This is a genomic window from Streptomyces cinnabarinus, from assembly GCF_027270315.1.
Classification (GTDB): domain Bacteria; phylum Actinomycetota; class Actinomycetes; order Streptomycetales; family Streptomycetaceae; genus Streptomyces; species Streptomyces cinnabarinus.
In genome coordinates, this window is the sequence record NZ_CP114413.1 from 5,724,990 (window position 1) to 5,751,849 (window position 26,860).

At 70.1% G+C, this 26,860-nt stretch carries 26 protein-coding genes; 12 read left to right on the top strand and 14 right to left on the bottom strand.

Translation table 11 applies throughout. The features are described 5' to 3' along the window. Position 1: 1 nt before the first annotated feature. A complete protein-coding gene (locus STRCI_RS26060; protein WP_269661391.1) occupies positions 2-316 on the bottom strand; it encodes a hypothetical protein in 315 nt (104 codons plus the stop codon). A 116-nt stretch (positions 317-432) separates the two neighbouring features. Next, the gene (locus STRCI_RS26065) at positions 433-855 is read right to left on the bottom strand and encodes a mycothiol transferase (RefSeq protein ID WP_269661392.1); all 423 of its coding nucleotides are present in this window, start codon (positions 853-855) and stop codon (positions 433-435) included. On the opposite strand from STRCI_RS26065, the gene STRCI_RS26070 reads away from it, so the two are divergent. Together STRCI_RS26070 and STRCI_RS26075 are read left to right on the top strand one after the other, a co-directional pair. After that, on the top strand, positions 847-1,722 hold the full coding sequence (locus tag STRCI_RS26070) for an LLM class flavin-dependent oxidoreductase (protein WP_269661393.1): 876 nt from the start codon (positions 847-849) through the stop codon (positions 1,720-1,722). The two genes, STRCI_RS26065 and STRCI_RS26070, sit on opposite strands and share 9 nt — an antisense overlap. Before the next feature lie 39 nt (positions 1,723-1,761). Continuing rightward, a complete protein-coding gene (locus STRCI_RS26075) occupies positions 1,762-2,229 on the top strand; it encodes a GNAT family N-acetyltransferase (RefSeq protein WP_269661394.1) in 468 nt (155 codons plus the stop codon). A gap of 1 nt (position 2,230) precedes the next feature. On the opposite strand, the gene STRCI_RS26080 is transcribed toward STRCI_RS26075, so the two are convergent. After that, complete coding sequence (locus STRCI_RS26080) at positions 2,231-2,761, bottom strand: DinB family protein (RefSeq protein WP_269664646.1); 531 nt, start codon at positions 2,759-2,761, stop codon at positions 2,231-2,233. 99 nt (positions 2,762-2,860) lie between these two features. Between STRCI_RS26080 and STRCI_RS26085 the strand changes: the two genes are divergently transcribed. Next, positions 2,861-3,724: a methyltransferase domain-containing protein gene (locus STRCI_RS26085; protein ID WP_269661395.1), complete on the top strand. Its 864-nt coding sequence runs from the start codon at positions 2,861-2,863 to the stop codon at positions 3,722-3,724. Between the two features lie 31 nt (positions 3,725-3,755). Here the strand turns inward: STRCI_RS26085 and STRCI_RS26090 are convergent, their stop codons facing one another. Continuing rightward, entirely contained in the window at positions 3,756-4,913 is a 1,158-nt protein-coding gene (locus STRCI_RS26090; protein WP_269661396.1) for a winged helix DNA-binding domain-containing protein, read from the bottom strand. A gap of 847 nt (positions 4,914-5,760) precedes the next feature. On the opposite strand from STRCI_RS26090, the gene STRCI_RS26095 reads away from it, so the two are divergent. The 4 genes from STRCI_RS26095 (at position 5,761) to STRCI_RS26110 (ending at position 10,735) form a co-directional block, all read left to right on the top strand. Beyond that, positions 5,761-6,534 carry an isoprenyl transferase gene (locus tag STRCI_RS26095; protein WP_269661397.1) on the top strand — a complete coding sequence of 258 codons (774 nt, stop codon included), beginning with the start codon at positions 5,761-5,763 and terminating at the stop codon, positions 6,532-6,534. A 328-nt stretch (positions 6,535-6,862) separates the two neighbouring features. Continuing rightward, positions 6,863-8,188 carry a PhoH family protein gene (locus tag STRCI_RS26100; RefSeq protein ID WP_269661398.1) on the top strand — a complete coding sequence of 442 codons (1,326 nt, stop codon included), beginning with the start codon at positions 6,863-6,865 and terminating at the stop codon, positions 8,186-8,188. 399 nt (positions 8,189-8,587) lie between these two features. Beyond that, on the top strand, positions 8,588-9,280 hold the full coding sequence (locus tag STRCI_RS26105; protein ID WP_269661399.1) for an aggregation-promoting factor C-terminal-like domain-containing protein: 693 nt from the start codon (positions 8,588-8,590) through the stop codon (positions 9,278-9,280). Between the two features lie 129 nt (positions 9,281-9,409). Beyond that, complete coding sequence (locus tag STRCI_RS26110; RefSeq protein ID WP_269661400.1) at positions 9,410-10,735, top strand: AI-2E family transporter; 1,326 nt, start codon at positions 9,410-9,412, stop codon at positions 10,733-10,735. A gap of 21 nt (positions 10,736-10,756) precedes the next feature. Here the strand turns inward: STRCI_RS26110 and STRCI_RS26115 are convergent, their stop codons facing one another. Further along, complete coding sequence (locus tag STRCI_RS26115) at positions 10,757-11,290, bottom strand: alkyl hydroperoxide reductase (protein ID WP_269661401.1); 534 nt, start codon at positions 11,288-11,290, stop codon at positions 10,757-10,759. Between the two features lie 7 nt (positions 11,291-11,297). Next, on the bottom strand, positions 11,298-11,852 hold the full coding sequence (locus STRCI_RS26120; RefSeq protein WP_269661402.1) for a peroxiredoxin: 555 nt from the start codon (positions 11,850-11,852) through the stop codon (positions 11,298-11,300). A gap of 133 nt (positions 11,853-11,985) precedes the next feature. On the opposite strand from STRCI_RS26120, the gene STRCI_RS26125 reads away from it, so the two are divergent. From STRCI_RS26125 to STRCI_RS26140, 4 genes are all read left to right on the top strand, one after another. Next, complete coding sequence (locus STRCI_RS26125) at positions 11,986-12,945, top strand: LysR substrate-binding domain-containing protein (protein WP_269661403.1); 960 nt, start codon at positions 11,986-11,988, stop codon at positions 12,943-12,945. 185 nt (positions 12,946-13,130) lie between these two features. Beyond that, positions 13,131-14,039, top strand: a complete 909-nt coding sequence (locus tag STRCI_RS26130) for a MarR family transcriptional regulator (protein ID WP_269661404.1) — start codon at positions 13,131-13,133, stop codon at positions 14,037-14,039. Positions 14,040-14,062: 23 nt separating this feature from the next. After that, positions 14,063-14,455 (top strand): roadblock/LC7 domain-containing protein, encoded by a 393-nt coding sequence (locus tag STRCI_RS26135; RefSeq protein ID WP_269661405.1) that lies wholly within the window; start codon positions 14,063-14,065, stop codon positions 14,453-14,455. A 4-nt stretch (positions 14,456-14,459) separates the two neighbouring features. After that, entirely contained in the window at positions 14,460-14,888 is a 429-nt protein-coding gene (locus STRCI_RS26140) for a hypothetical protein (protein WP_269661406.1), read from the top strand. A gap of 42 nt (positions 14,889-14,930) precedes the next feature. Here STRCI_RS26140 and STRCI_RS26145 read toward each other — a convergent pair whose 3' ends face one another. From STRCI_RS26145 to STRCI_RS26165, 5 genes are all read right to left on the bottom strand, one after another. Further along, positions 14,931-17,258 carry an ABC transporter permease gene (locus STRCI_RS26145; protein WP_269661407.1) on the bottom strand — a complete coding sequence of 776 codons (2,328 nt, stop codon included), beginning with the start codon at positions 17,256-17,258 and terminating at the stop codon, positions 14,931-14,933. Next, a complete protein-coding gene (locus STRCI_RS26150) occupies positions 17,255-17,944 on the bottom strand; it encodes an ABC transporter ATP-binding protein (protein WP_269661408.1) in 690 nt (229 codons plus the stop codon). The genes STRCI_RS26145 and STRCI_RS26150 overlap by 4 nt, the downstream gene beginning before the upstream one ends. Then, the gene (locus STRCI_RS26155; RefSeq protein WP_015658114.1) at positions 17,941-18,465 is read right to left on the bottom strand and encodes a PadR family transcriptional regulator; all 525 of its coding nucleotides are present in this window, start codon (positions 18,463-18,465) and stop codon (positions 17,941-17,943) included. The genes STRCI_RS26150 and STRCI_RS26155 overlap by 4 nt, the downstream gene beginning before the upstream one ends. 105 nt (positions 18,466-18,570) lie before the next feature. Then, on the bottom strand, positions 18,571-18,798 hold the full coding sequence (locus tag STRCI_RS26160) for a type II toxin-antitoxin system antitoxin (RefSeq protein WP_269661409.1): 228 nt from the start codon (positions 18,796-18,798) through the stop codon (positions 18,571-18,573). Further along, entirely contained in the window at positions 18,795-19,730 is a 936-nt protein-coding gene (locus STRCI_RS26165) for an SPFH domain-containing protein (RefSeq protein ID WP_269661410.1), read from the bottom strand. Before STRCI_RS26165 ends, STRCI_RS26160 begins: the two co-directional genes overlap by 4 nt. A 246-nt stretch (positions 19,731-19,976) precedes the next feature. Between STRCI_RS26165 and STRCI_RS26170 the strand changes: the two genes are divergently transcribed. Further along, positions 19,977-22,268 carry a transglycosylase domain-containing protein gene (locus tag STRCI_RS26170; RefSeq protein WP_269661411.1) on the top strand — a complete coding sequence of 764 codons (2,292 nt, stop codon included), beginning with the start codon at positions 19,977-19,979 and terminating at the stop codon, positions 22,266-22,268. Between the two features lie 50 nt (positions 22,269-22,318). Here STRCI_RS26170 and STRCI_RS26175 read toward each other — a convergent pair whose 3' ends face one another. The 3 genes from STRCI_RS26175 to STRCI_RS26185 all read right to left on the bottom strand — a co-directional run bounded on the left by STRCI_RS26175 (position 22,319) and on the right by STRCI_RS26185 (position 26,819). Then, positions 22,319-24,400 carry an ATP-binding SpoIIE family protein phosphatase gene (locus STRCI_RS26175; protein ID WP_269661412.1) on the bottom strand — a complete coding sequence of 694 codons (2,082 nt, stop codon included), beginning with the start codon at positions 24,398-24,400 and terminating at the stop codon, positions 22,319-22,321. Between the two features lie 268 nt (positions 24,401-24,668). Next, complete coding sequence (gene fomD, locus STRCI_RS26180; RefSeq protein ID WP_269661413.1) at positions 24,669-25,361, bottom strand: cytidylyl-2-hydroxypropylphosphonate hydrolase; 693 nt, start codon at positions 25,359-25,361, stop codon at positions 24,669-24,671. A gap of 72 nt (positions 25,362-25,433) precedes the next feature. Beyond that, entirely contained in the window at positions 25,434-26,819 is a 1,386-nt protein-coding gene (locus STRCI_RS26185) for a class II fumarate hydratase (RefSeq protein ID WP_269661414.1), read from the bottom strand. Positions 26,820-26,860: the final 41 nt, after the last annotated feature.

A 26,860-nucleotide genomic window follows, 5' to 3' on the forward strand; every position in this document is an offset into this window, starting at 1 on the left:
GCTACTTTCTCCCGCTTCTGCCGCGCTTCGGCTTGGTCGCGTTCTCGAGGTCGAGGTCCAGCTTCTGGAAGCTCTCGAGCGCCGTCTCGACGTGCTCGCCCAAGTCCTGCACGTTTTCGAGGAGTTCGCGTCGGTAGTTGTCCCAGTTGTTGACGAAATCATTCATTTTGCCCGTGATGTCGCTATGGCCCCAAATGTCATGGATGTCATCGCGATGTTTGTCGATGCCTTCGAGAGCCCGTTTGATGTCCCGCAGATTCGTTCTCGAAGACTCCAGGAGTGTGTAGTCAGCTACCAGGCGGTCGTGCTCCCCCATGGGACCTCCCGTTTGCACTTACGTGGTCAGCGCACCGCGGTTGGGTGAGTGGCTACAGGGCTGTTGCGGCATTCTCTTCCATTCCCGTGTTGCCAGTGCAACTTGGGGCGCGAGGTTCAGCCACCGCCCCCCCCCGCCGCCCCGTCGATCAGCTCCCGCTCCTTGTCCACATGTCCCGCGAGCCTTGCCGTCTCTTGGATCATGTGGACCAGGACCCACCGCAGTGATGCGTCCTCGCTCTGCCAGTCTCGTTGGCCCGGGTCATCCAGCGACCGTTCGTTGATCGTGCGGTCTGCCTCGGCTGTCTGCTGTCCGTACTGCTCTTCGTCTTCGGTGTCGGCGCGTGGCCGTTCTGGGATCTGGTCGCGGCCCAGAAGTCCCGGGCGTTTCAGATCGGCTTCATCGTCGTGGAAGCGCTGATCGTGTGCGCCTGTACCGCAAAATCGTCGGCATCGCCCGCCGCGGCGGGGCCGGCATCCCGAGTCTGTACCCGTACTACGGCATGCTCCATCCTGGGTAGGAACACCCCCATGACCCAACTAGGCGCAGTCTTCCGTCCGCAGCTCCCGCCAGAGGACCTCCGCTCCATCGCCCGGCTTGCCGATGAAACCGGGCTTGAGGAGCTGTGGCTTTGGGAGGACTGTTTTCGGCAAGGCGGGGTCTCCGCTGCTGCCGCGGCGCTGGCCTGGACCGAGCGGGTGAGGGTCGGGATCGGGTTGCTTCCCGTGCCGTTGCGGAACGTTGCTGTTACTGCGATGGAGGCCGCCACTCTTGAGCGGATGTTTCCCGGGCGGGCCGTCGTCGCGGTCGGGCACGGGGTGCAGGAGTGGATGGGGCAGGTGGGGGCTCGGGTCGAGTCGCCGGTGACCTTGTTGCGGGAGCACCTTGTTGCTCTGCGGGCCCTGTTGCGTGGGGAACGGCTTACCACCGGAGGGCGCTACGTCCGGCTCGACGACGTCGCTCTCGACTGGCCGCCCAGCGGGCCCGCCGTTCCCGTCATCGCCGGTGTCACCGGGCCCCGTTCGCTGCGGCTCTCCGGTGAGTGCGCCGACGGGACCCTGCTCACCGCCTCCACCCCACCGGACGGCGTACGGCGGGCTCGGCAGCTCATCAACGAAGGGCGCGCCGCCGCCGGGCGTACCGATCCTCATCGCCTCGTCGTCTATCTCCTCGCCGCCACCGGAGCCGACGCTGCCGAACGGCTGCTCAGGGAGCTGACGGAGGAAGGGCTCGCGGACGTCCCCGGCCTCGGTGTCGCCGGAGACGCCGGTGCCGTTGCCAAGGCCGTGCAGCGGCTGGCTGAGGCCGGGGCTGACGCAGTTGTGCTCCAGCCGACCGGGGACGAGCCCGACCCCGAGGGGTTCGTGCGGTTCGTTGCCGAGGGCGTGCGGCCCCTCGTCCCGTAGTCACCGCCGTTGTCAGTGCCTGGTGCCACACTCCCCGACATGAGTGGTCACACCATGGAGTTGCGTGACGTTGTCGAGGCCGACCTCCCCATCTTCCTCGACTTCGAGCACGATCCCGACGCCGTCCGGCGGTCCCGGTTCGCGCCGCGGCCTCGGGAACAGTTCATGCGGCACTGGAAGGAGCGTGTGATCGGGGATCCCGACTGTCTCGTGCAGACCGTCGTCGTGAACGGGGAGGTCGCCGGGAGTGTTGTCTCCTGGTCGGACGGCGACCGCCGGTTCATCGGGTACTGGCTCGGGCGGTCCTACTGGGGGCGCGGCGTCGGCAGTCGGGCGCTCGCGCTCTTTCTGCGACGGGAGGCGGTACGGCCCCTGTACGCCGACCCGTTCAAGGACAACACCGCCTCCGTCCGGCTCCTGGAGAAGCACGGATTCCAGCGCGTCGGGACTCTCACCCACGGCGAGGACGAGCACATCATGCTCATGCTCCCCGCGGGGGACGCATGAGTCAGGACGACGCCGGGCGCCGGACTCCCGTCGCCCCGTCGATCAACTCCCGCACGATGTCCATGTGACCCGCGTGCCTTGCCGTCTCCTCGATCATGTGGACCAGGACCCAGCGCAGTGACACGTCCTCGCTCCGCCAGTCCGGTCGGCCCAGGTCGTCCAGGGACCGCGAGGTGATCGTGCGGTCCGCCGCGGCGCGGGCACGGCCGTAGAAGTCGATGATCTGCTGGGTCGTCTCGCCCTGGTCCGCGCGCATGTCCTCGTCGCTGTACGGGTCGAACCACAGCGGCTCGGCCTCGCCGCCGAAGGTCGAGACGAACCAGCCGTACTCCACCGAGCCCAGGTGCTTGACCAGGCCCAGGAGGCTTGTGCCCGAGGGGGTGAGCGGGCGGCGCAGGTCCGCGTCGTTCAAGCCCTCCAGCTTCCACAGCACCGCGTCCCGCATCCGGTCGAGGCTCGCGTGCAGCGTCTCCTTGTCTCCGGCCGTGTACTGCGTGCCCGTGCCCGTGTCCGTGCCCGCGTCCGTGTCCATGTCCGTCGTCTCAGGGTTCGTCATACCGCTGAAGCTAGCAGCGCCGTATGACCCAGAAATTCGGCGGCGGGGCCCGCCCGCTCCTGCGATCATCTGGCCATGGGCCACCCGCACAGCCGCCACCGCAGCTTCGATGACCTCGTCGCAGAGGGCGCCGCCGTCCCCACCGAGGGCTGGGACTTCTCCTGGTTCGAGGGGCGGGACACCGTCCAGGGGCGGGACACCATCCAGGAGCCGGCCACTACCAGCGTGCGAGCCACCACCCGCGTGCGCGCCACCGAGGCGCGCCCCAGTTGGGGATACGCCGTCTCCCTCGCCCAGAAGCTCGCGGGCGCCACTGCCGCCCTCGATCTCCAGACCGGGGGAGGGGAAGTACTCGACTTCGCCCTCGGGCGAGCGCCCAAGGCCCCCGTTCTCACCGTCGCCACCGAGGGGTGGGCACCGAACCTCGCCAAGGCCGCCGCTCTCCTCCGGTCCCGCGGCGTCGCCGTTGTCGCCTCGCCCGAGCCGGACCCGCTGCCGTTCGCCGACGGCGCCTTCGACCTCGTCAGCAGCCGGCACCCGGTGCGGGCGCACTGGACCGAGATCGCCCGGGTGCTCGAACCCGGCGGCTGCTACTTCGCCCAGCACGTCGGACCGCACAGCGTCGTCGAACTCGTCGAGTACTTCCTCGGGCCGCAGCCCGAGGAAGTCCGCAACGGCCGTGATCCGGAACGAGAGCGCGCCGATGCCGAGGCCGCCGGGCTGGAGGTCGTCGACCTGCGCGCCGAGGAACTGCGCATGGAGTTCCACGACATCGCGGCGGTCGTCCACTTCCTGCGCAAGGTGATCTGGATGGTCCCCGGCTTCACCGTCGAGGCGTACGAGTCTCAACTCCGGTCCCTGCATCAGCGGATCCAGGACGAGGGGCCCTTCGTCGCCCACAGCACCCGTCACCTCATCGAGGCCCGCAAGCTGGACTGATCGATGCCGGCCGCGCCGATCCGAGGCCGGTTCACGCGTGCGGGCCCACCTTCACCTCTCCCAGCACCAACTCGGGCCGCGCCTGCAGCACTTCGCCCACCCGCTCCACCTGCTCCGTCAACTCCCGTTCCTGCCGGGCCGTCAGTTCGCCGCCGCCCAGTACCTCCACGGTCACGGTCGTACGACGCCCCTGCCGCCGCTGGTGCCAGACCCCGGCCGTCACCCCGTCCACCAGCAGCACCGGATAGTTCCCGGCCTGCCCACCCGCCAGCGCCCGCCGGTATGCCTCGCCGGGGAACAGCGACTGCCGGGGTTGCGCGGCGATGGCGTAGGCGTCGAAGTACGGCAGCAGCCGCACTCCCTTCCATCCGCCGGAGGGGAACTCCTTGTCGCCCGCGACCACCCACGCCGGGGCCCCCTCGAAATCGACCTCCTCGATCACACCGTCGCCGGCCAGCCTCCCGAAGAGCCGGCCGGCCCAACCGTCCGGTGCCGCGAGCCACTTGGCGAAGAACGCCGGGGTCGAGGGACCGTACGCGTGCAAATAGCGGCGTAGGAGTTCGGTCACTGCCTCGGTGGCGGGGAGGGGGGCGAAGTGCGGGGGGCGGGTGTAGGTCACCTTGCGGCCGCGGTCGGGGCCGAAGCAGAGCGCGCCGGACTGGCCCGCGCGGTGCATGACCTGGCGCCAGCGCGGCCACAGGCCCTGGAAGGCCGGCATCACCAGGTCACCCGCCCAGGAGCCGGTCCGGGCCACGACCTCCTCGCTCAACTCGTCGATCGTCAGGCACACCCCGTCCAGCGCGTCCCCGATCGCCGCCACGATCTGGCGCGCCTGTTCGTCCGTGACCCGGACGCCGGGCGCGAAGGAGCCCGCGCCGGACGGGATCGCGGTCAGGGCGGAGGTCCACAGGGGGAGTTCCCGGGCGGGGAGCAGATGGACCGTGCCGCGCGGGCCGTGGGTCTTCACCAGGGAGCGGTGCTCCCAGAGCGCGGCGCGTACGTCCGTCCGGGTCAGGCCGGTGCTCCGGACGCCGATCGACAGCTCGGCCGCGGACAGCACCTGGGCGTGCGCGCCGAGCATCGCCGAGACGACGTCGGGGACCGTGGTGCCCTCCGCCGCCGGATTGGCCAGGAACTGCCGTTCGAGCCGCCGCGCGCTCGCCTCGTGCCAGGAGATCGTCACCGTCATAGGGCGACGGTAGGGGTGATCTAGGTCGGATCGTGTCCTCTTCGGGCGGCAGCGCGGGGTGCGGCACGGGGGTACGACTGAGAGGCGGGCGTAATGGAGCAAAGGCGGCAAATAGGGCTCCGCGGGATGATCGCCTACGTATTCAAGGATTCATGCCTTGTCCGCATTGTTATCGCTTGTCACTCGCGCCTCACGCGCATCTCACGTAAGTTCAGACCAAGGCAATTCGCGTCAGCAAAGCTGCGCGGGCGGTACCGCGCAGAGGAGGGGGCTGCGCGGTGCCATGCTCATCTGCGGCGCACAGGTCGCCGTACAACCCCGTCCGGACGTCAAGCCGACGTTCGCTGCCCGGGTCACCCGGGGGAGGGAAGGGCGGACAACTCGCCCCGTGTGGCGCAACCGCCGCCAAAGTCGGCCGCTGCCCCTCATGTCACGCCCGAATTCCCTGGGAATCCGCTGTGTTCCGGCCATGAACACCCTGCGAAACGCCCCCTCCGGACCCCTCGCCGCGTCGCCGTCCGATTTCGGAGAGTAGTTGTGGCACGCCGATGCGCGCAGCATCACTTACGAAGGGTTATGGTGGAAACCCCCCCTCGGGCCGGTCCGTCTCCCCCCCACGGACCGGCCCGTTTTCTTTTGTGTCCGGAGTGCCTCCCACCGCTTCCGGACCGCCTCCCACCGCTTCCGTGCAAAGCCTCGCCCGGCCCCTTCTTCTCACGGGGGTAGGCTTCGGCCCCGGGGGACCACCGCCGGGCAGCGCCCGGGGACCGCCACCGGGCTGGGACCGCCCTCGGCACACCTGCCGGGGCGACGGCCGCCCGATCCGCACGGAGGGGCTGACAATCACGTGAACCTGCGCGACAAGCTGCGCGGCCTGCTGGTCAGGCTGTACGCGCGCCGGGTGGAAGGCCACCTGGACCACGCTCAGGTGCCCCAGCACATCGGCGTCATCATGGACGGCAACCGCCGCTGGGCGAAGGCGGCCGGCTCCACCACCGTGCACGGACACCGGGCCGGGGCCGAGAAGATCGAGGAGTTTCTCGGCTGGTGCTCCGAGACGGACGTGAAGGTCGTCACGCTCTGGCTGCTGTCGACCGACAACTTCGAGCGGCCGCAGGACGAACTCGTCCCGCTGCTCGGCATCATCGAGGACGTCGTCCGCACCCTCGCCGCCGACGGCCGCTGGCGCGTCCACCACGTCGGCACCCGTGATCTGCTGCCGCAGCAGATGCAGACCACCCTCAAAGAGGCCGAGGACACCACCGAGCACATCGACGGAATACTCGTCAACGTCGCCATCGGCTACGGCGGACGCCAGGAGATCGCCGACGCGATGCGCTCGCTGCTGCTCGACGCGGCCGACAAGGGCACCTCGTTGGAGAAGCTCGCCGACACCGTCGACACCGAGATGATCGGGCGCCACCTCTACACCGGCGACCAGCCCGACCCCGATCTGGTCATCCGCACCAGCGGCGAACAGCGGTTGTCCGGATTCATGCTGTGGCAGACGGCGCACTCCGAGTACTACTTCTGTGACGTGTTCTGGCCGGCCTTCCGCAAGGTCGACTTCCTGCGCGCGCTCCGCGACTACGCGGCCCGCCACCGCCGTTACGGCGGCTGAGCGCGGCGGGGGCCCACGGGGCTCCCGGAGTACCCCGTTTGGGGCGGAAGTAATGAGGAGTTCATCAGCGCGCCGTCATATGCCGTGGCATGGCAGCGCTTGTTCGAGGGCATAAGCCAAGCAGGTCGACGCCCGAACCACGGGTGTCGGATCTCAGCGGACGGCACGGGGCCGTCCGCCCGGGAGGCCCTTTGCACCAGCCCGATCGTGCGGTCACCGTACGGACGAAGCAGCGGAGGGCCGGTTCTCGGCCCGTGCACGGGGGCCGTCGACCGGTCCAGCTCCTCTCCGTCGCTCCCCGACCTCTTCCGAGGGGGTACGTCCTTCCGTGGTGACCAGCACAAAGCGCCGCACGCCCGACCGGCGCACCTACGTTCTCGACACCAGCGTCCTGCTGGCCGACCCGAACGCCCTGAGCCGCTTCGACGAGCACGAGGTCGTGCTCCCCATCGTCGTGGTCACGGAGCTGGAGGCCAAGCGGCACCATCCCGAACTCGGCTATTTCGCCCGGCAGGCGCTGCGCCTGCTGGACGAGTTCCGGGTGCGGTTCGGCCGTCTCGACGCACCGATCCCCATCGGGGACCTCGGTGGGACGGTGCGTGTCGAGCTCAATCACTCGGACCCCAGCGTTCTGCCGAGCGGCTACCGCCTGGGGGACAACGACTCCCGCATCCTCGCGGTCGCCCGCAATCTGCAGGCCGAGGGGTTCGACGTCACCGTGGTGTCGAAGGACCTTCCGCTCAGGATCAAGGCCTCGTCCGTCGGGCTCCTCGCCGAGGAGTACCGCGCCGAACTCGCCATCACGGACTCCTCCGGCTGGACCGGAATGTCCGAACTGACGCTTTCCGGCGAGCAGGTGGACATCCTCTTCGAGGAGGGGCATGTCCATGTGCCCGAGGTGACGGATCTGCCCGTGCACACCGGTCTCACCATCCAGTCCGAGCGCGGCAAGGCGCTGGGCCGGGTGACGGCCGAGGGCAACGTCCGTCTGGTGCGCGGCGACCGGGAAGCGTTCGGGATCAAGGGGCGCAGCGCCGAGCAGCGCATCGCGCTCGATCTGCTGCTCGACCCGGACATCGGCATCGTGTCGATGGGCGGCCGGGCCGGCACCGGCAAGTCGGCGCTGGCGCTGTGCGCGGGTCTGGAGGCGGTGCTGGAGCGCCGTCAGCACCAGAAGGTGATGGTCTTCCGGCCGCTGTACGCCGTGGGCGGGCAGGAGCTGGGCTATCTGCCGGGCACCGAGGCCGAGAAGATGAGCCCCTGGGCGCAGGCGGTCTTCGACACGCTGTCCGCGGTCACCAGCCGCGAGGTCATCGAGGAGGTCACCGCGCGCGGGATGCTGGAGGTCCTCCCGCTCACCCACATCCGCGGCCGTTCCCTGCACGACGCGTTCGTGATCGTGGACGAGGCGCAGTCCCTGGAGCGGAACGTTCTGCTGACCGTTCTGTCCCGAGTCGGAGCGAATTCCAGGGTGGTTCTGACCCACGATGTGGCACAAAGGGACAATCTGCGGGTCGGGCGCTACGACGGTGTCGTCGCCGTCGTGGAGAAGCTGAAGGGGCATCCGCTCTTCGCGCATGTCACGCTGACGCGGTCCGAGAGGTCCCAGATTGCGGCCCTTGTGACCGAAATGCTGGAGGACGGCCAAATCTGAGGCCATAGCTACCAGTTGGCGCCGTCTGGCAAAGGCCTAGAGCCTAGCCGGGCGGCGCTTCGGCGTGTTGCTGATTCTCAGAACTCCCTGGGTCAAACGAGATGTGAGCTTTCACACCCGACACAGAATTGCCTTGCGGCGTCGGGTTACGGCAGAGTCTCACTCCTGTCAGGCCCCGCATACGACACATCTGTACCCCCAGCGGTACGGCACCACTTGAGAAGCACCGCTAACTCCATAGCGTCGTCGTATGCCGCCCGTGCACCACGCGGCGCTCCCCGCAGGGGAGTTGCCCACCGGGCCCGCGCCTCCCGTGACCCCGCAGTTGGGAGGCCAGTGCCAGGGGCACGATTGCGTCCGCCAGGGTCACCGAAGCGGACGATGCTGGAAGGAAACCGTGTGAGCCGGATCTCGGTCCGGGGATTCGCAGTGGCCTCGGCCACCGCGGTCACCGCTGTCGGAAGCGTCGTCGGCGTTGCCTCGGGCAGCACCGCGCAGAACAACGACGCCGAAGCGACGGCAGCCGACGCGACGCTCCTCGCGGACATACCCACGGGTCAGCAGGCCCAGGTGCAGACCGCGTCCCTGACGCAGCAGGCGAACGTCCAGGCCATCGCGGCGGACGCGAGCGCCAAGAAGGACGCGGAGGAGTCGGCCCGCAGGGCCGCCGCCCAGACCGCGATCGACAAGAAGGACGCCGCCGAGAAGGCGGCGAAGGCTGCCGAGGAAGCCAAGGAGCGCGAAGAGGCCGAGGCGAAGGCCTCCCGGTCCTCCACCAGCTTCGCGGTGCAGAGCTCGTACACCATCGCGCAGATCCAGGCGATGGCGCAGCAGATGGTGCCGTCCGGCCAGTACCAGTGCTTCAGCAACATCGTGGACCACGAGTCCAGCTGGAACTACAAGGCCGTGAACCCGTCCTCCGGCGCCTACGGTCTCTTCCAGGCGCTGCCCGCCGGCAAGTACGCCTCCGCGGGCTCCGACTGGCAGACCAACCCGGCCACCCAGATCAAGTGGGGCCTCAACTACATGAACGAGCGCTACGGCAGTCCTTGCGACGCCTGGTCGTTCTGGCAGGCCAACCACTGGTACTAGGCGCCTCGCGGCACCTCTCAACCCTTGGCAGCCCCTCACCGTCCTACGGTGAGGGGCTTCGCCATGTACGGTCGGAGCCGACGACTCCAGGGGGGAGTGGTGGGGAAAGACGGGGGAAGAGGACGGATCATGGCGCGAGTGCCAGGGTGGCTCGGTCGGCTGGGGGCCGGACTGACGCGGATGGAAAAGCGGTTGGACGAGCGCCGCGCCGAGGTGGAGCGCGAGAGCGCCGACCCGGCGCCCGCACCGACCCCGAAGGCCCCGGCCCCGCCTGCGGACCGGGTCCCCGTACCCGCCGAACCCGTACCCGCCGCGCCCGAGCGTCCCGATCCCGCGCTGGCCGTGCCGTGGGGCGTACGGGTCGCCGCCGAGGCCGGATGGCGGCTGCTGGTGCTCGCCGGGACCGTCTGGGTGCTGATGCGGGTCATCAGCGCCGTACAACTGGTGGTGCTGGCCTTCGTCGCGGCGCTGCTGATCACCGCGCTGCTGGAGCCCACGGTGGCCCGCCTGCGCCGCTACGGCGTCCCGCGCGGCCTCGCGACCGCGCTCACGGCGATCCTGGGCTTCGTGGTGATGGGCCTGATGGGCTGGTTCGTCACCTGGCAGGTCATGGAGAACATCGACAATCTCTCCGACCAGGTCCAGGACGGCATCGACGAACTGCGCAACTGGCTGCTGGACAGCCCCTTCCACGTCACCGACAAGCAGATCAACGACATCGCCGAGAACCTGCGCGACACGATCGGCGCCAACACCGACGAGATCACCTCGGCGGGCCTTGAGGGCGTCACGGTCATCGTCGAGGCGCTGACCGGCATCCTGCTGGCCGCCTTCTCGACGCTCTTCCTGCTCTACGACGGCAAGCGGATCTGGGAGTGGTCGCTGAAGCTGGTGCCTGCCGCCGCCCGGCCGGGTGTGGCGGGCGCCGGTCCGGCCGCGTGGCGGACGCTCACCGCGTATGTGCGCGGCACGGTGATAGTGGCTCTCATCGACGCCGTCTTCATCGGTATCGGCATCTACTTCCTCGATGTGCCGATGGCCGTGCCGCTGGCCGTCTTCATCTTCCTGTTCTCCTTCATCCCGCTCGTGGGCGCGGTGGCCTCCGGCGCCCTGGCGGTCGTCGTCGCTCTGGTGACCCAGGGCGTGTTCACGGCGGTGATGACGCTGGCGGTGGTGCTCGCGGTGCAGCAGATCGAGGGGCACATCCTCCAGCCGTTCATCCTCGGCCGCGCGGTCCGGGTGCATCCGCTGGCGGTGGTGCTGTCCGTCGCGGCGGGCGGCATGATCGCGGGCATCGGGGGCGCGGTGGTGGCGGTGCCGCTGGTGGCGGTGTCGAACACCGTGGTGGGCTACCTGCGGGCGTACTCCCAGGAGCAGGCGCTGCAACGGCGGACGGCCCCCGCGGCGCCGCAACCCGAGGCCGCGAACGCCGAGAGCCCCGCTCACCAGGGGTGAACGGGGCTGGGAGAACCGGCGTTACGCGGACAGCACCGCTTCGGTCTCCAGCGTCACACCGACGGCCTGGATCACCGAGGCGATCTTGAACGCCTCCTGGACGACCTCGCGTTCGATGCCCGCCTTGCGCAGCACCTGCTCGTGCGAGTCGAGGCACATGCCGCAGCCGTTGATGGCGGAGACGGCGAAGGACCACAGCTCGAAGTCGACCTTGTCGACACCGGGGTTGCCGATGACGTTCATCCGCAGACCCGCGCGCATGGTGCCGTACTCGTGGTCCGACAGCAGATGGCGGGTGCGGTAGAAGACGTTGTTCATCGCCATGATCGCGGCCGCCGACTTGGCGGCGGTGTACGCCTCCGGCGTCAGGTTCGCCTTCGCCTCCGGCTCCAGCTCACGCAGCACGATCGGGGAGCGCGAGGCGATGGCGGTGGCCAGCACCGTGCCCCACAGCTGCTGCGCGGGAAGGTCGGAGTTGCCGATGACCGAGCCCAGGTTGAGCTTCAGGTCCTTGGCGTAGTCCGGTACGGCGGACTTCAGGGAGTCGAGCGACATCGTCAGATCACTCCCCGGCCAGCAGCTTGACCGGGTCCAGGGTCTCCTCGCCCTTGCTCCAGTTGCACGGGCAGAGCTCGTCGGTCTGGAGCGCGTCGAGGACCCGCAGGACCTCCTTGGGGTTACGGCCGACCGAGCCGGCGGTAACCATCGTGAACTGGATCTCCCGGTTGGGGTCCACGATGAACACGGCGCGCTGCGCGAAGCCGTCCTCGCCCTCGATGCCGAGGTCGCGCATCAGCTCGTGCTTGGAGTCGGCCAGCATCGGGAACGGCAGGTCGGTGAGGTCCGGGTGGTCCTTGCGCCAGGCGTGGTGCACGAACTCGGAGTCACCGGAGAAGCCGAGGATCTGCGCGTCGCGGTCGGCGAACTCCTCGTTCAGCTTGCCGAACGCGGCGATCTCGGTCGGGCACACGAAGGTGAAGTCCTTCGGCCACGCGAAGACCACGAGCCACTTGCCCTCGTAGGACTTGTGGTGGATCTGCTCGAACTCCGCGCCCTTCTCCAGCGAGACACAGGCGGTCAGTTCGAACTCGGGGAACTTGTCACCAACAGTGAGCACACGCTCTCCTTGCAGCGAAGAAGCGTCCGGATCGCGGACGCTTCCCATGGGTTGGACGAGCCCGATGCTGGCACAAGGTGCATTGATTAGAGAAATCGCTACACTTAGTTGTGTTGATCGGAGGCGATTATCAGTGACCGTCAGTAATGGTGGAGCCAAGCGACGGCAGCCCAGCCTGTCCCAGCTGCGGGCCTTCGCGGCCGTGGCCGAGCATCTGCACTTCCGGGACGCGGCCGCCGCCATCGGCATGAGCCAGCCCGCGCTGTCCGGCGCCGTCGCCGCGCTGGAGGAGACACTCGGCGTCACCCTCCTTGAGCGTACGACCCGCAAGGTGCTGCTCTCCCCGGCCGGAGAGCGGCTCGCGATACGCGCCAAGGCCGTACTGGACGAGGTGGGCGCGCTGCTGGAGGAGGCCGAGGCGGTACGGGCCCCGTTCACCGGAGTGCTCCGGCTCGGCGTCATCCCGACCGTCGCGCCGTATCTGCTGCCGACCGTGCTGCGGCTGATCCACGAGCGCTACCCGGACCTCGACCTCCAGGTCCACGAGGAGCAGACCGCGAGCCTCGTCGACGGGCTGCACACCGGCCGCCTCGACCTGCTGCTGCTCGCCGTTCCGCTCGGGGTCCCCGGAGTCGTCGAACTCCCGCTCTTCGACGAGGACTTCGTGCTGGTCACCCCGCTGGACCACTGGCTCGGCGGCCGCGAGGGCATCCCGCGCGAGGCGCTGAAGGAACTGAACCTGCTGCTCCTGGACGAGGGGCACTGTCTGCGCGACCAGGCCCTCGACATCTGCCGGGAGGCGGGCCGCGAGGACGCCCCGGTCACCACCACCGCCGCCGGGCTGTCCACGCTGGTCCAGCTGGTCGCCGGAGGCCTCGGGGTCACGCTGCTGCCGCGCACCGCCGTCAAGGTCGAGACGACCCGCAGCAACCAGCTGATGACCGGCTACTTCTCCGACCCCGCCCCCACCCGCCGGATCGCCCTCGCCATGCGCACCGGCGCCGCCCGCGGTGCCGAGTACCGGGAGCTGTCCGGCGCCCTGCGTGAGGCGCTACGGCCGCTGCCCGTAAGGGTGTTGGGGGTTGACGGCTGAGGGTCGAACACAGTCCTGATCGGTCAAATGGGCGCCCAAGTCAGCGCTTTGGACCGTCGGGAATATCAACTTCCGTCAACTAGCGGCAGGTCGGCAATCCACGGCCGGAGTTCACCCCCCGGCTGATAGGAATTCCCCCCTCAGCGCTACGCGTCAGGCGTGTGTGCGAGAGGCCAAGGGGAGTGATGTCGGGCTACGACCACCTGGCACCGGCCTTGGCCGGCTGCGGGCGCGACGGCTTCACGGGGGCGCTGTGCGTCGCCGGAACCCCGGGCGGCACCGTTCACTTCAGGAACGGACTCGTCGTCGCAGCCGAGTCCCCCGGCGCGCCCGGCCCCGAGGCGCTGCTGCTGCGCTCCGGCCGGATCAGCGCGGAGCAGTGGGCCGCGCTGCTGGCCGAGTCCGGCGGGGCGAACTGGCCGGTCGCCGCACTGGTCGCGCACGGCTACGCGGGCGACGCCACGCTGCGGGTGGTCTGTGTGATGGCGCTGCACGACGCCGTGTTCGCGATCGCCGCGGGCCGGGTGGAGGACTGGCGGCGCACCCTCGACGACACCGACCCGTTCGCGCCGGTCGCGGTCGGCGAGCCCACCGACCGGCTGGTCCAGGACACCGCCCGCCGGATCGCCGCCGTCCGGGCGCTGGACCACCCCGTGCACCCCGACCGCGAGCGCCCCCTTCCCACGGCGGAGCCGGACGGCCCGCTCACCCCGCTCCAGAGCGATCTGCTCACCCATGCCGACGGCCGCTCCACTGCCCGCGACCTCGCCTTCCGCACCGGGCGCAGCGTCTACACCGTCACCGTCGAGGTGGCGCGGATGCTCGCCGACGGCCTCCTGGAGTGCTCCCCGGAACCCCGGCCGGTCCGGATCCGCACACCCCCCGAGGGCGTCCGCCGCCGCGTCCCGCGGATCCCCGAGCCGCCCCCCGAGCCGCCGCTCGCACCACCCCCCACGCCAACTGCCCTGCCCCGCCGTGAACCGGGCGCCAGTGGCATCGCCGATGTGCTCGCCCCGGAACGGTCGGCGGCGGGCTGGAAATGGTTCTTCCGCCTGCGCAACGGAGCCGCCAGAGGAAGCGGGGGAACAGTGTGAACAGCAAGAGGAGCGTTGACGACATGGACCACGAAGCGCTGGCACGCGAAATGCGCGGTCTGCGCGAGCAGGTGACCGGAATCACCGACACGGCGGTCGCCGCGGCCGACGGGCTGCTCATCGCCGCCGACACCGCCGACTCCATCGACGCGGAGTGCCTCGCGGCCCTCGCCGCGGCCGGCCTCGGCCTCGCCCGGCGCACCGCCCAGGCCGCCGAACGCGGCGCCCTGCGCCGGACGGTGACCTACGGCAGCGGCGGCTGCGCGGCCTTCTACGCCGTCGGGGACACCGCGCTGATGGTCGTCCTCGGCGACGAGGGCATGGACCTGGACCGGCTGCACCAGGCGACGCAGCCGACGCTGCGCCGCATCGACTCGATCCTGACCAGCCCACAGAAAGCAACGGAAGGTGTTTGAGCACATGGCCACCAAACGCATGACCCCCGGCTTCTCCGACCAGGTGATGGGACTCGTCAAGTCCCTGCGCACCGACGCCCCCGACTGTGTGGCCTCGGGTGTGGTCGACATGAGCACCGGAATGCTGCTGTCGTACGAGACGGTGGACAACCATCCGCCGGAGGTCCTCGACCTGCTGGCAGGTGCCACCCTCGATCTGTTCCAGGGCCGTACGGTCGTGATGATCGAGGACGTCTTCAAGGAACGCCGGGGGATCGAGACCGACCAGCACTTCTTCCAGGAGATCCTCGTCAACAGCGAGAACCTCACCCATCTGTTCGTGCGGATGAGCGAGCAGCAGGACGTCGTCGCGGTCGTCGTCTGCCGTAAGTCGGTCAATGTGGGCATGCTGTTCGCCCAGGTCAGGCGGGTGGTGCGGGAGTACGGGCTGTGAAGCGCGCGGCCCCTCCCCGGCGCACCGGGGAGGGGCCCGTAGTCACTCCGTGCGCAGCCCGTCCGGCCGCATCAGCCGCAGCAGCGGCGGCAGGCTGAGCAGGGTCACCGCGAGGACGACTCCGGCGGCGGCGCCCGTCATCGACAGCAGGCTCGCCCAGTCCACCCGGACCTTGGTGTCGGTCATCCGCAGCAGGACCGCGCCGAGCGTCAGGCCCACCGCCGAGGCCAGCAGCAGGCCCAGCGCGATCGGGATCGCCGTCTGCCACAGCACCGACAGGCTCAGCGTGCGCCGCCGGGTGCCGAAGGCGACCAGCGCCGACAGCAGCTTCTTGCGCTCCCGCAACTGCTCCAGCTGGGAGACCAGCAGGCTGCATCCGATCAGCAGCAGAACACACACGGCGCCGACGAACAGGCCGGTGCGGATGGAGGCGAAACGGTCGTCGCGCTCCGTCGCCGACCAGTCCGCCGGGAACACCAGGGGACCCAGGGCCGCCGCGGTGTTGCGGACCCGCTCACGGGCGTCGGGCACCGAGGCGTCGAGGCCGATGTACGCACGTCCGGTCATCGCCGGCAGGGCCGCCTCGGGCAGCGCCTTCGGGGTGATCAGGAAGCCGCCGCGCTCCCGCCCGCTCAGGTCCTGGTGCGAGTCCACCTTGCGGATGCCCTCCGGCACCTTCCAGGCGACCTCGTGACCGCGGACGTCCTTCTCGTAGCTCGGGTCCAGATACAGCGTCGTTCCAGGGCGGGCCAGTTGGGGCGTGTCGGTGTCCCACTCGGCGTCGCGGACGGCGAAGACGTCACCGTCCCGGCACGTGGGCAGGTCCGCCACCTCGCGCAGCGCCGCGCAGTCGCCGACGGTCACCTCGGAGGTGCGGGCCGGGTCCAGGCGGGCGTCGCCCAGGTAGCTCTCGGAGTGGGAGACCACCTGGCGCACGCCCTCCGTGCGCCGCAACTGCTCGGTGACATCGGCGAGTTCGACGCCGCCGCCCGCGGTCACCTCCATCTGCGCCGTGGCCAGGTCGTAGCCGGTGTCCTTGGTGTAGTCCTGCTCCACCCCGGCGAACAGCATCTGGAGCGCGATGGCACCGGCAACCGCCACCGCGACGCCGTTCACCAGCCGGGCGGCCGTGCCGCTGCTCAACTGGAGCCGTCGTACGGCCAGTTGCCAGGCCACGCCACCGCCGCCGAGGCGGGCGACGACCGTCTCCACGACCCAGGGGAGCAGGGCGGTCACCCCGACCAGCAGCAGCATCACACCGCCGATGACGAGGTACTGGTTGAAGTCGCCGTCGTCGTTGCCCTTGCCGATCATCGGGTAGAGCATGGCGAGTCCGCCGAGCGGCAGCAGCAGCCGCCACCACAGCCTGCGCCGCGTGGGCTTCGCCGTACGCACCACACCGAGCGGCTCGATGACCACCCCGCGCAGCGCCAGCAGCGTCACCAGCACCGCCGCGGCCGGGACCAGTACGGCCACCAGCAGGGCGAGCGCGGGGGAGGGGTTGAGGTCGGCCGGGAAGACGCTGAACCGGAACACCTCCACGGAGCCCGCGATCTGACGTCCGATCAGGAAGAAGACCGTACCGAAGACCAGTCCGAGCAGCGCGCCCGCGAGGGCCTCGCCGGCCGCGATCCGGCGGGTCATCCGCCCGTCGGAGCCCACCAGGCGCAGGGCGGCCAGGCGCCGGTCGCGCCGCTCGCCGCCGAACCGCACGGCCGCCGCGATGAACACCGCGACCGGCATCAGCAGCGCGACGAACACGACGAGGATCAGCAGGATCAGCACCGGGTCCGCCTCGGCCTCGTACGGGTCCGGGTCGCCGTAGCGGTCGATGCGGGTCACCTGGGCGCCGTCGACGTACTGTCCGATGCCCTGGCCGCCCCGGTAGAAGGTGAGATCGGCCGAGCCGACCAGGCCGCTGTCGCCGATGGTGCCGACGATCCGGTCCGGCAGCCGCTCGCGCAGCAGCTTGCCGCCGTCCGAGTCCAGCAGCCGCTTCAGCGCGGGGGAGACCACCATCTCGCCGACCGCCGGGAAGCTGTCCACCCCGGGCGGCAGCGGGGCGCGCGGGCCCTCGGGCTCCAGGGTCCGGCCGCGGATCTCCGCGCCACGGAAGTCGGTGTCCGCGTCCGCGACCACCAGGGTGTTGTCCGCCTTGGCGGGCACCTGGCCGCTGTAGGTGATGTCCGTGCGGTCGTTGCCCCGGTCGTCGCGGGCCGCCAGCGCGTTCGGGATCGCGGTCGTCAGCAGCAGCAGCGTCACGCCGAGCCCGACCCCGACGGCCGTCAGCAGGGCCCGGGTCCAGCCCTCGCGGCCGCCCGCGAAGGCGAAACGGAAACCGAGGGCGAGGTCCCTCCCCCACTGGTTCATACGATCCGCTCCATGTCCCGGGACCGCCCGTCCCGTACGACGATCTCGCGGTCGGAGTAGGCCGCCACCCGCGCCTCGTGCGTGACCAGCACGACGGCGGCGTTGGTGGACCGCGCGGCCTCCGTGAGCAGCTCCATCACCCGCTCGCCGTTGAGGGAGTCCAGCGCGCCGGTCGGCTCGTCCGCGAACAGCACCCGGGGGCTGGTGACCAGCGAACGGGCGACCGCGACGCGCTGGCCCTGGCCGCCGGAGACCTCGCCGGGCCGCTTCTTGCGCAGATCGTCGACCTCCAGCCGCTCCATCCAGGACAGCGCGGTCCGCTCGGCCTCCTTGCGGGAGGTGCCGTTCAGTCTGAGCGGCAGGGCGACGTTCTCGACGCAGGTCAGCTCGGGCACCAACTGGCCGAACTGGAAGACGAACCCGAACTCCGAGCGGCGCAGCTGACTGCGCTCGGCGTCGCTCATCGTCGCCAACTCGCGTCCGGCGTACAGGATGGAGCCGGAGTCCGGCGGCACGATGCCGGCCAGGCAGTGCAGCAGCGTCGACTTGCCGGAGCCGGACGGCCCCATCACGGCGACGACCTCTCCGGGATGCACGGAGAACTCGGCCCCGTCGAGCGCGACGGTCGGGCCGTAGGCCTTGCGCAGTTCCTCGGCCGCGAGCAGGGCACCAGGGGGCGGCGTCACTTGACCACCACCTCCGCCAGCTTGTCCAGACGTGCGGCGGTCAGTTCGAGCCAGCGCAGATCGGCCTCCAGGTGGAACAGGGCGTGGTCGCAGATCAACTGGTCCGCGAGATCGCCCTTGCGCTTGCGGTCGGTGAGGATCCGCATCATCCGCAGATGCTCGGCGCGCTGGGTGTCGAGGATGTCGGCGGCGTCGCGCCGGGTCAGCAGCGCGAGGACGACCTTGGTGTAGAGCGTGGACTGAAGGTACGGCTCGGGCTTCTCGGGCGTCGCCAGCCACCGCTGTACGTCGGTGACCCCGGCGTCGGTGATCGCGTACCGCTTCCGCTCGGGGCCGCCGCCGGGTTCGATGCCGTCGACTTCGACGAGGCCGTTCTTCAGCAGCCGGGACATCGTCGAGTAGACCTGGCCGTAGTGCAGTGGCCGGTCGTGACCGAACTTCTCGTCAAAGGCCCGCTTCAGGTCGTAGCCGTGACGCGGGCCCGACTCCAGGAGCCCCAGGAGGGTGTGACCGATGGACATGTCCAGGACTCTACACGGGGTGTATACGCGGCATGTATACGCTCGGTGTGCAGTTCCTGGCGGTGGGTGCGGCGGCCCAGGTGGGGGCCGATTGTCACGGTTCTGCTACTGGGGCTCGGAGGGGTCCGCGGGCGGCCGTCCGCGGCGCGGGATCGGGCCCGTGTCCCGGGGCATGCGGCCCGCCTCGGACAGGGCCCTGCGCAGCAGGAACTCGATCTGCGCGTTGGCCGAGCGCAGCTCGTCGCCGGCCCAGCGGGCCAGCGCCTCGTAGACGGCGGGGTCCAGCCGCAGCAGCACCTGCTTGCGCTGCGGCCGGCCCTGAGGGGTGGTCACTGGTAGAGGGTTCCGGTGTTGAGGACCGGCTGCGGCGACCGGTCACCGCACAGCACCACCATCAGGTTCGACACCATCGCCGCCTTGCGTTCCTCGTCCAGTTCCACGATGCCCTGCTCGTTGATCCGCGCGAGCGCCGCCTCGACCATGCCGACTGCTCCGTCCACGATCTGCCGCCGTGCCGCGACGACCGCCCCGGCCTGCTGCCGCTGGAGCATCGCCGAGGCGATCTCGGGAGCGTACGCGAGATGCGTGAAGCGCGACTCGATGATCTGCACACCGGCCGCCTCCACCCGCGCGTGCAGCTCGGTGGCGAGCTTCTCGGTGATCTCCTCGGCGTTGCCGCGCAGCGACAGGCCGTCCTCGTCGTGGGCGTCGTAGGGGTACTCGATGGCGATGTGCCGGACGGCCGCCTCGGTCTGGGTGGAGACGAACTCCAGGAAGTCGTCCACCTCGAAGCTGGCCTGCGCGGTGTCCTCGACCTTCCACACCACGACCGCGGCCAGCTCGATCGGGTTGCCGTAGGCGTCGTTGACCTTGAGGACGGCGGTCTCGTGGTTGCGCACCCGGGTCGAGATCTTCGTCCGGGAGGTGAGCGGGTTCACCCAGCGCAGTCCGTCCTGCCGGATCGTCCCGCGGTACCGCCCGAAGAGCTGGACCACCCGGGCCTCGCCCGGCGCGACCATGTTCAGCCCGCACATCGCGAGGAAGGCGGCGAGGGCGATGAGGATGCCGCCGGTGATCAGCACCGCCTTGGCGCCGGTCCCGGAGACGGCGGTCGCGGTGACGACGCAGCCGGCCCCGACGGCGAGGCCGACCAGACCGAGCAGCAGCGCGAGCCCGCCGCCGATGCTCTGGGCGGCGAACTCCCGCACTCGTGGAGCGGGCATCTCGGGTACGTCGGCGGCGGTGAAGGTGTGGCTCTCGGACATGGTGGGTCCCCCGTTTCGGTGCACTAGCTTCAATCTAGCTAAGTGATATCACTTTAACGTGAGAAGCAACCCTATGCATCCGTCAGCGGTCGGTTCCTTTGATACGGGTGCTGATTGTCACGTCCGTAAAAGGCCGGATCGGCAGCCCTTTGTCACATCTCCCGGTGTTAGCTTTCTGAGCTGACCTGACCGGCGAACCTGTGTGGCATCGGTGCACACGAGAGCGAAGCGGAGCGGATCGGACTCATGGGACGAGCGGAAGAGAGACGAGCACGGCAGCGCGGTGGCGGCCGCGCGGCGCCCCAGCGTCACCGCTCGTCGGGTACTGCCGGCAAGAGCGGCATACGCCGGTTCTTCACCTGGAAGAAGATCCTCGGCACGTTCCTGGGCCTGTGCCTGCTCGGCATCGGCGGCTTCATCGTGCTCTACATGATGGTGGACGTGCCCAAGGGCAACGCCGCCGCGCGGCTGCAGAGCAACGTCTACAAGTACAGCGACGGCACGGTCCTGGCCCGCGACGGCAAGGTCAACCGCGAGATCGTGGACCTGTCCAAGGTGCCCGAGGAGATCCGCAACGCCTTCGTCGCCGCCGAGAACAAGTCCTTCTACAAGGACTCCGGCGTCGACTTCAAGGGCACCGCCCGCGGTCTGCTCAACACGGTCAGCGGCAAGGGCGCGCAGGGCGGCTCGACGATCACCCAGCAGTACGTCAAGAACTACTACCTCACCCAGGAGCAGACCGTCACCCGCAAGCTGCGGGAACTGGTCATCTCCCTGAAGGTGGACCGCCAGATGTCGAAGGACGAGATCCTCGCGGGCTACCTCAACACCAGCTACTTCGGCCGCAACGCCTACGGCATCCAGGCCGCCGCCCAGGCCTACTACCGGGTCGACGCCGAGAAGCTGAAGGTCGAGCAGGGCGCGTACCTCGCCGCGCTGCTCCAGGCGCCGAGCCAGTACGACTGGGCGGTCGCCTCCGAGACCGGCAAGAAGCTCGTCAAGGCCCGCTGGAACTACGTCCTGGACAACATGGTCGAGGAAGGCTGGCTCAGCTCCTCCGACCGCCAGTCGATGAAGTTCCCCACGCCCAAGGAACCCAAGGCCGCCGCCGGTCTGGAGGGCCAGAAGGGCTATCTCGTCGACCTCGCCAACAACCAGCTCGAAGAGCAGCTGATGGAGCAGGAGGGCATCTCCCGCTCCGAGGCCGAGACCCAGGTCAAGTCCCAGGGCTGGACGATCACCCTGAACATCGACCCGAAGAAGCAGGCGCAACTGGAGAAGGCGGTCGACGCCGAGCTGACCAGCAAGCTCGACGCCAAGGAGCGCCCCGTCGACGGGGACGTCCAGGCGGGCGCCGTCTCCGTCGACCCCAAGACAGGGAAGATCGTCGCCCTGTACGGCGGCGAGGACTACTTCAAGCACTACCGCTCCAACGCGACCAGAAACGACTACCAGCCGGCGTCCACGTTCAAGCCGGTCATCCTCGCCGCCGCCCTGGAGAACGAGTCCGAGAACCAGGACGGCCAGACCATCGGCGCCAAGACGGTCTACGACGGCACGAGCAAGCGGCCGGCGGTGGACGCCGACGGCAAGAAGGTCGGCTTCGCCCCGCCGAACGAGGACAACGTCTCCTACGGCGACGTCACCGTCCAGACCGCCATGAACAAGTCCGTGAACTCGGTGTTCGCGCAGATGGGCATCGACGTCGGCATGGACGAGGTGATGGACACCGCCGCCGCCCTCGGCATGGACGACGACCTCCAGGCCGTGCCCGCGCAGACGCTGGGCACGATGGGCGCCAGCCCGCTCCAGATGGCCGGGGTCTACGCCACCCTCGACAACCACGGCAAGCAGGTCACCCCGACCCTGATCAAGTCCGCCGAGCAGCACAACCGCACGGTCGACATCCCCGACCCGATCGGTGAGCAGGTCATCAGTCCCGAGGCCGCGGACACCGTGACCTCGGTGCTCACCGGTGTGGTCGACGACGGTACGGCCCAGCGCTCGGTGCGCGACAACCCGGCCCGCGACGGCCAGGAGGTGGCCGGCAAGACGGGTACGTCCGACTTCGGCCGGTCGGCCTGGTTCACCGGCTACACACCGGACCTGGTGACCTCGGTCGGTCTGTTCGGCGAGGACGCCAAGACCGGCAAGCAGGTCAACATGAAGGGCGCGACGGGCAAGCTGCCGGGCAACGGCCGGGTCAACGGCGGTGGTATTCCGGCCTCGATCTGGTCGGCGTACATGTTCGGAGTGACCGACCCGGACGCCGAGTTCGACCTCGACACCGACCAGGGCGCGGCGGTGGAGCCGACCTGGACGCCGACGAAGACCCAGGAGCCCAGCCGGACGCCGACGCAGGAGCCGACCTCCCAGGCCCCGACCACCCAGGCGCCGACGCAGACTCCGACCCAGACGCCCACCGGCACCCCGACGACGGAGCCCCCGACGGGCGAGCCGACGACGGAGGAACCGACGACGGGGCCGCCGACGGACGACATCCCGGAGGATCCCGTCGATCCGGACCAGGAGAGATAGCCGAGGAGGCCGGTCCCCGCATGGGGGACCGGCCTCCGCTCGTTCTCGGCTCAGCCTCGGTTCAGCTCGAACCAGACGACCTTCCCGGTGCTGAGCCGCGTGGCCCCCCACCGCCGGGCCAGCTTGTTCACCAGATACAGCCCTCGCCCGCCCTCGTCCGTGGCGCGAGCCTGCCGCAGCCGGGGCAACTGCGGCACGTCGTCCCCGACTTCGCAGCGCAGCACATCGGTGCGCAGCAGCCGGAGCGTGACCGGCCGGGAGGCGTACCGCACGGCGTTCGTCACGACCTCGCTCACCAACAGCTCGACGGAGTCGCTGAGTTCCTCAAGGCCCCAGCGCGACAGGGCACGCCGGGCCAGCTTCCGGGCCCGGCCGGGCGCCGCGTCCTCCGGCTCCAGGAACCAGTACGCGACATCGCTGGGCGCGATCCCGTCGAACCGGGCGGCGAGCAGCGCGATGTCGTCGTCCCGGTCACCCGGGCCGAGCATGTCGAGCACCTCGTCGCACAGCGCTTCCAGCGGCGGCGGATGGTCGGGACCGGTCAGCTGAGCGGTCGCGGCGAGCTTCTCGCGCAGTTGCTCTATCCCGGTCCACACGTCCCGCAGCCGCGACTCGACCAAACCGTCCGTGTACAGCAGCAGGGTCGCACCGGCCGGCGCGTCCAGCTCCACGGCCTCGAAGTCGACGCCGCCGACCCCGATCGGCGCCCCCGGCGGCACCCGCAGCACCTCGGCCCGTCCGCCCAGGTGCAGCAGCACCGGCGGCGGGTGACCGGCGTTGGCGATGGTGATGCGGTGCGAGACCGGGTCGTAAACGGCGTACAGGCACGTCGCCATCCGGTCCGTGCCGAGCCGCTGGGCCTGCTCGTCGAGGTGGTGCAGCACCTCCTGCGGCGGCAGGTCCAGGCCCGCGAGCGTCTGGGCCGTCGTCCGCAGCTGGCCCATGATCGCCGCGGAGGTCATGGAGTGGCCCATGACATCGCCGACCACCAGCGCCACCCGGCTGCCCGGCAGCGGGATCGCGTCGTACCAGTCGCCGCCGACCCGGGCGGTCTCGGCGGCCGGGAGATAGCGGGAGGCGAGCCGTACGCCGGTCGGCCGGGGCAGGGTCTCGGGCAGCATGGTGCGCTGGAGCTCGTCCGCGATGTACGCCTCACGGCCGTACAGCACCGCCTTGTCGATGCCGAGCGCGCTGTGCGTGGCGAGCTGGGCGGCGACCAGCAGGTCGTCCGCCTCGAAGGCGATGCGCTCGGGGCGGCGCAGGAACAGCGCGGCGCCGATCACCCGGCGGCGGCCGCGCAGCGGGGCGAGGATCGCGCGCTGTCCGGTGGGCACCACCAACTCGCCGTCCTCGCCCAGGAGTTCGGGCAGCGCGGCGCGAGCGGCCGGCGCGTCCGCGAACACCGGACGGACCCCGCGCAGCACCTCGGCGAGCGCGCCGCCGGGCTGCACCTCGCACAACTCGGCGGTGACGGCGGACAGTTCGGCCAGCTCGGTGGGCTCCGGCACGCCCGGGACGGGCAGGAAGCCCTCGGTGTCCCGCTCCTCCGGTATCCGGTCGGTGCGCCGCAGCCGCAGCACGACGGGCCCGGTGGGCCGCTCGTCGCCGACCGGCAGCGGATCGCGCAGATAGACCAGGATCGCGTCGGAGAAGGTCGGCACGGTCGCCCGGCACAGCCCCATCACGATCTCGTCGAGGTCGATACCGCGGGCGATCCGCCGGGTCGCGGCGCCCACGAACCGCAGCCGGTCGCCGTCCCGCCGCATGGGCGTGGGCCGGCCGGGCTGCACGCCCTGGCCGGTGCGGCGTTCCTCCGCCGACGACTCGGTGCCCGGCTGGGGCGGGATGCCCTCCGGGACCGGCCGGGGACGATGGGTGTCGGCCTCCGCGGCGGCGGAGGGCTGCGCATGCTCGGGACCGTTGCTCACGGGGGCCTTGTCGTTGCCGGACGGTGCGGTGGTGCCCGGGGTGGAGGGCGGTTCGCCGGTGCGCGCCTGCGCGGGTAACGCGGCGGCGCCGGGCGCGCGGGGCGGTGTCGGGGTACGCAGGAGCGCCCCGCGGCTGTCCGCGGGGTCGGCGCCCAGGGGGCGCTCGAAGGAGGTCGGCTGCTCCGTCACGCGTGTCGCATCCATCCGTCCGGGGCGTGTCGTTCGTCCCGCCGAAGTCCCGATACCCGCAATACGTGCCCCAGGAACGGGATTCCCGCGTGGTCAGAGGCTGTTCCTGTGCAACCGGCGGGCTGTGCGCCGCCCGTACCGGTGTTGCCGTCGTACCCCTCGCTCACGTCCTGCCGCCCCTCGGTGACGATCGGTCAAGCCCGCTGTGCGCTCCCGCAGTTGCCGCCGCGCGCCCTTGCGGAGGACGATCCTACGTTTCTTGCCCGGGGGCGCATCAAGGGTCTCATGAGGACACGTGCGCGGGCGTACGGTCCAAGTCCTCCGGCAGTGACGGTACAGCCCAGGACGGGTCGGGGCGCCAGTGTTGCCAGCCGTCCGTGAACGGCGCCCCCCAGGAGCGGATCGTCTCCACGGCGGCCCGCCCGGCCTCCCGCACCCCCTCGGCGGCCCTGGCGTCCATCAGTCCGTCCTGCTGGGCCTGCGCGAACTCGTCCTCGTCCCGCCAGCCCCAACTCCGGTCCGGGTACACGCAGATGTCCAGGAAATGGTCCTCGGAGTCCACTCCGCCCGCCCAACGGGCCAGCGGCTGCTCCAGGTTCACGTACCAGTTCTTGAACCGCCAGCCCGGCTCCCAGAACAGCCACACCGACCACGGCTCGCCGGGTCTGGCCAGTTTCAGTACCCCGGTGCCGAACCAGCGGCCGCGCTGGACCGTGCGCGGCTTGGTGTAGCGCGAGTCCAGCGGCTCCTGGTGCACGGGGGTGCCGTCGGCGAGCGCGGGCTTCAGACACTCGGTCCCGGGCGCCAGCCACACGGCGAGCAGGTCGGCGTCGTCCCGGACGACGGTGACCGGACGCACGATGTGGAAGCGCGCGCCGGCGTTCTCCCGGTATCGCCACAGGATGTGACTCCCGGGCGTCCAGTACGCCGTAGAACCGCCCGCTTCCACTGTCGTCGTCGCTCCGTCGTCCGCCATGCACAGATATTAGGTGTCACTCACTGACGACGCTGCGGCGAACGTCACGGTTCGCGGTCGCGGCGCCAAACGTCACGGGCGCGTCATACGCAGGACATCCAGGGCTTCGTCCAGCTCAGCGAGGGTGAGGTCGCCACGCTCCACATATCCGCCCTCCAGCACGACTTGACGGATGGTCCTGCGTTCCGCGAGCGCCTTCTTGGCGACCTTGGCGGCCTCCTCGTACCCGATGTACTTGTTCAGCGGGGTGACCACGGAGGGTGACGACTCGGCGTATTCACGGGCCCGTTCACGGTCGGCGACGATGCCGTCCACGGTCCGGTCCGCGAGCAGCCGGGAGACATTGGCCAGCAGCCGGATCGACTCCAGCACGTTCTTCGCGATCACCGGGAGCATCACATTGAGCTCGAAGTTCCCGGCGGCTCCGGCGGTGGCGACGGTCGCGTCGTTCCCGGTGACCTGCGCGGCGACCATCAGCACCGCCTCCGGGATGACCGGATTGACCTTGCCCGGCATGATCGACGAACCGGGCTGGAGATCGGGCAGCGCGATCTCCGCGAGGCCGGTCCGCGGACCCGAGGCCATCCAGCGCAGATCATTGGCGATCTTCGTCAGTCCGACCGCGATGGTCCGCAGCTGCCCGCTGATCTCGACGATGCCGTCCCGGGCGCCCTGCGCCTCGAAGTGATCGCGGGCCTCGGTCAGCGGCAGCCCGGTCACCCGGGCGACCTCCTCGATCACGGCGGCGGAGAACCCGGGCGGGGTGTTGATCCCGGTGCCCACGGCGGTACCGCCCAGCGGCAGCTCGGCGAGCCGGGGGAGCGAGGCCTGGAGCCGCTCGATCCCGTACCGGACCTGGGCCGCGTATCCGCCGAACTCCTGGCCGAGGGTGACGGGCGTGGCGTCCATGAGATGAGTCCGCCCCGACTTCACGACGTCCGCGAACTCCTCGGCCTTGCGGCCGAGGGAGTCGCCGAGGTGCTGGAGCGCCGGGACGAGATCGCGGGTGACGGCGGCGGTGGCGGCGATGTGGATGGAGGAGGGGAAGACGTCGTTGGAGGACTGCGAGGCATTCACATGATCATTGGGGTGTACGTCCCTGCCGAGCCGCTCACTGGCGAGGGTGGCGATGACCTCGTTGGTGTTCATGTTGGACGAGGTGCCGGAGCCGGTCTGGAAGACGTCGACGGGGAAGTGCTCGTCCCACTTGCCCGCGGCGACCTCGGCCGCCGCCCCCTGAATGGCCTCGGCCACGTCCTCGTCGAGCACCCCCAGCTCCGCGTTCACCTTCGCCGCGGCGCCCTTGATCCGCGCGAGGGCCTCGATATGGGCCCGCTCGATGCGCTGCCCGGAGATGGGGAAGTTCTCCACGGCACGCTGGGTCTGGGCCCGCCACTTGGCGTCGGTGGGGACCCGGACCTCGCCCATGGAGTCGTGCTCGATGCGGTAGTCGGTCATGACCGGTACAGCGCCGGGGCGGGCGAGGATGTTCCGTGGCG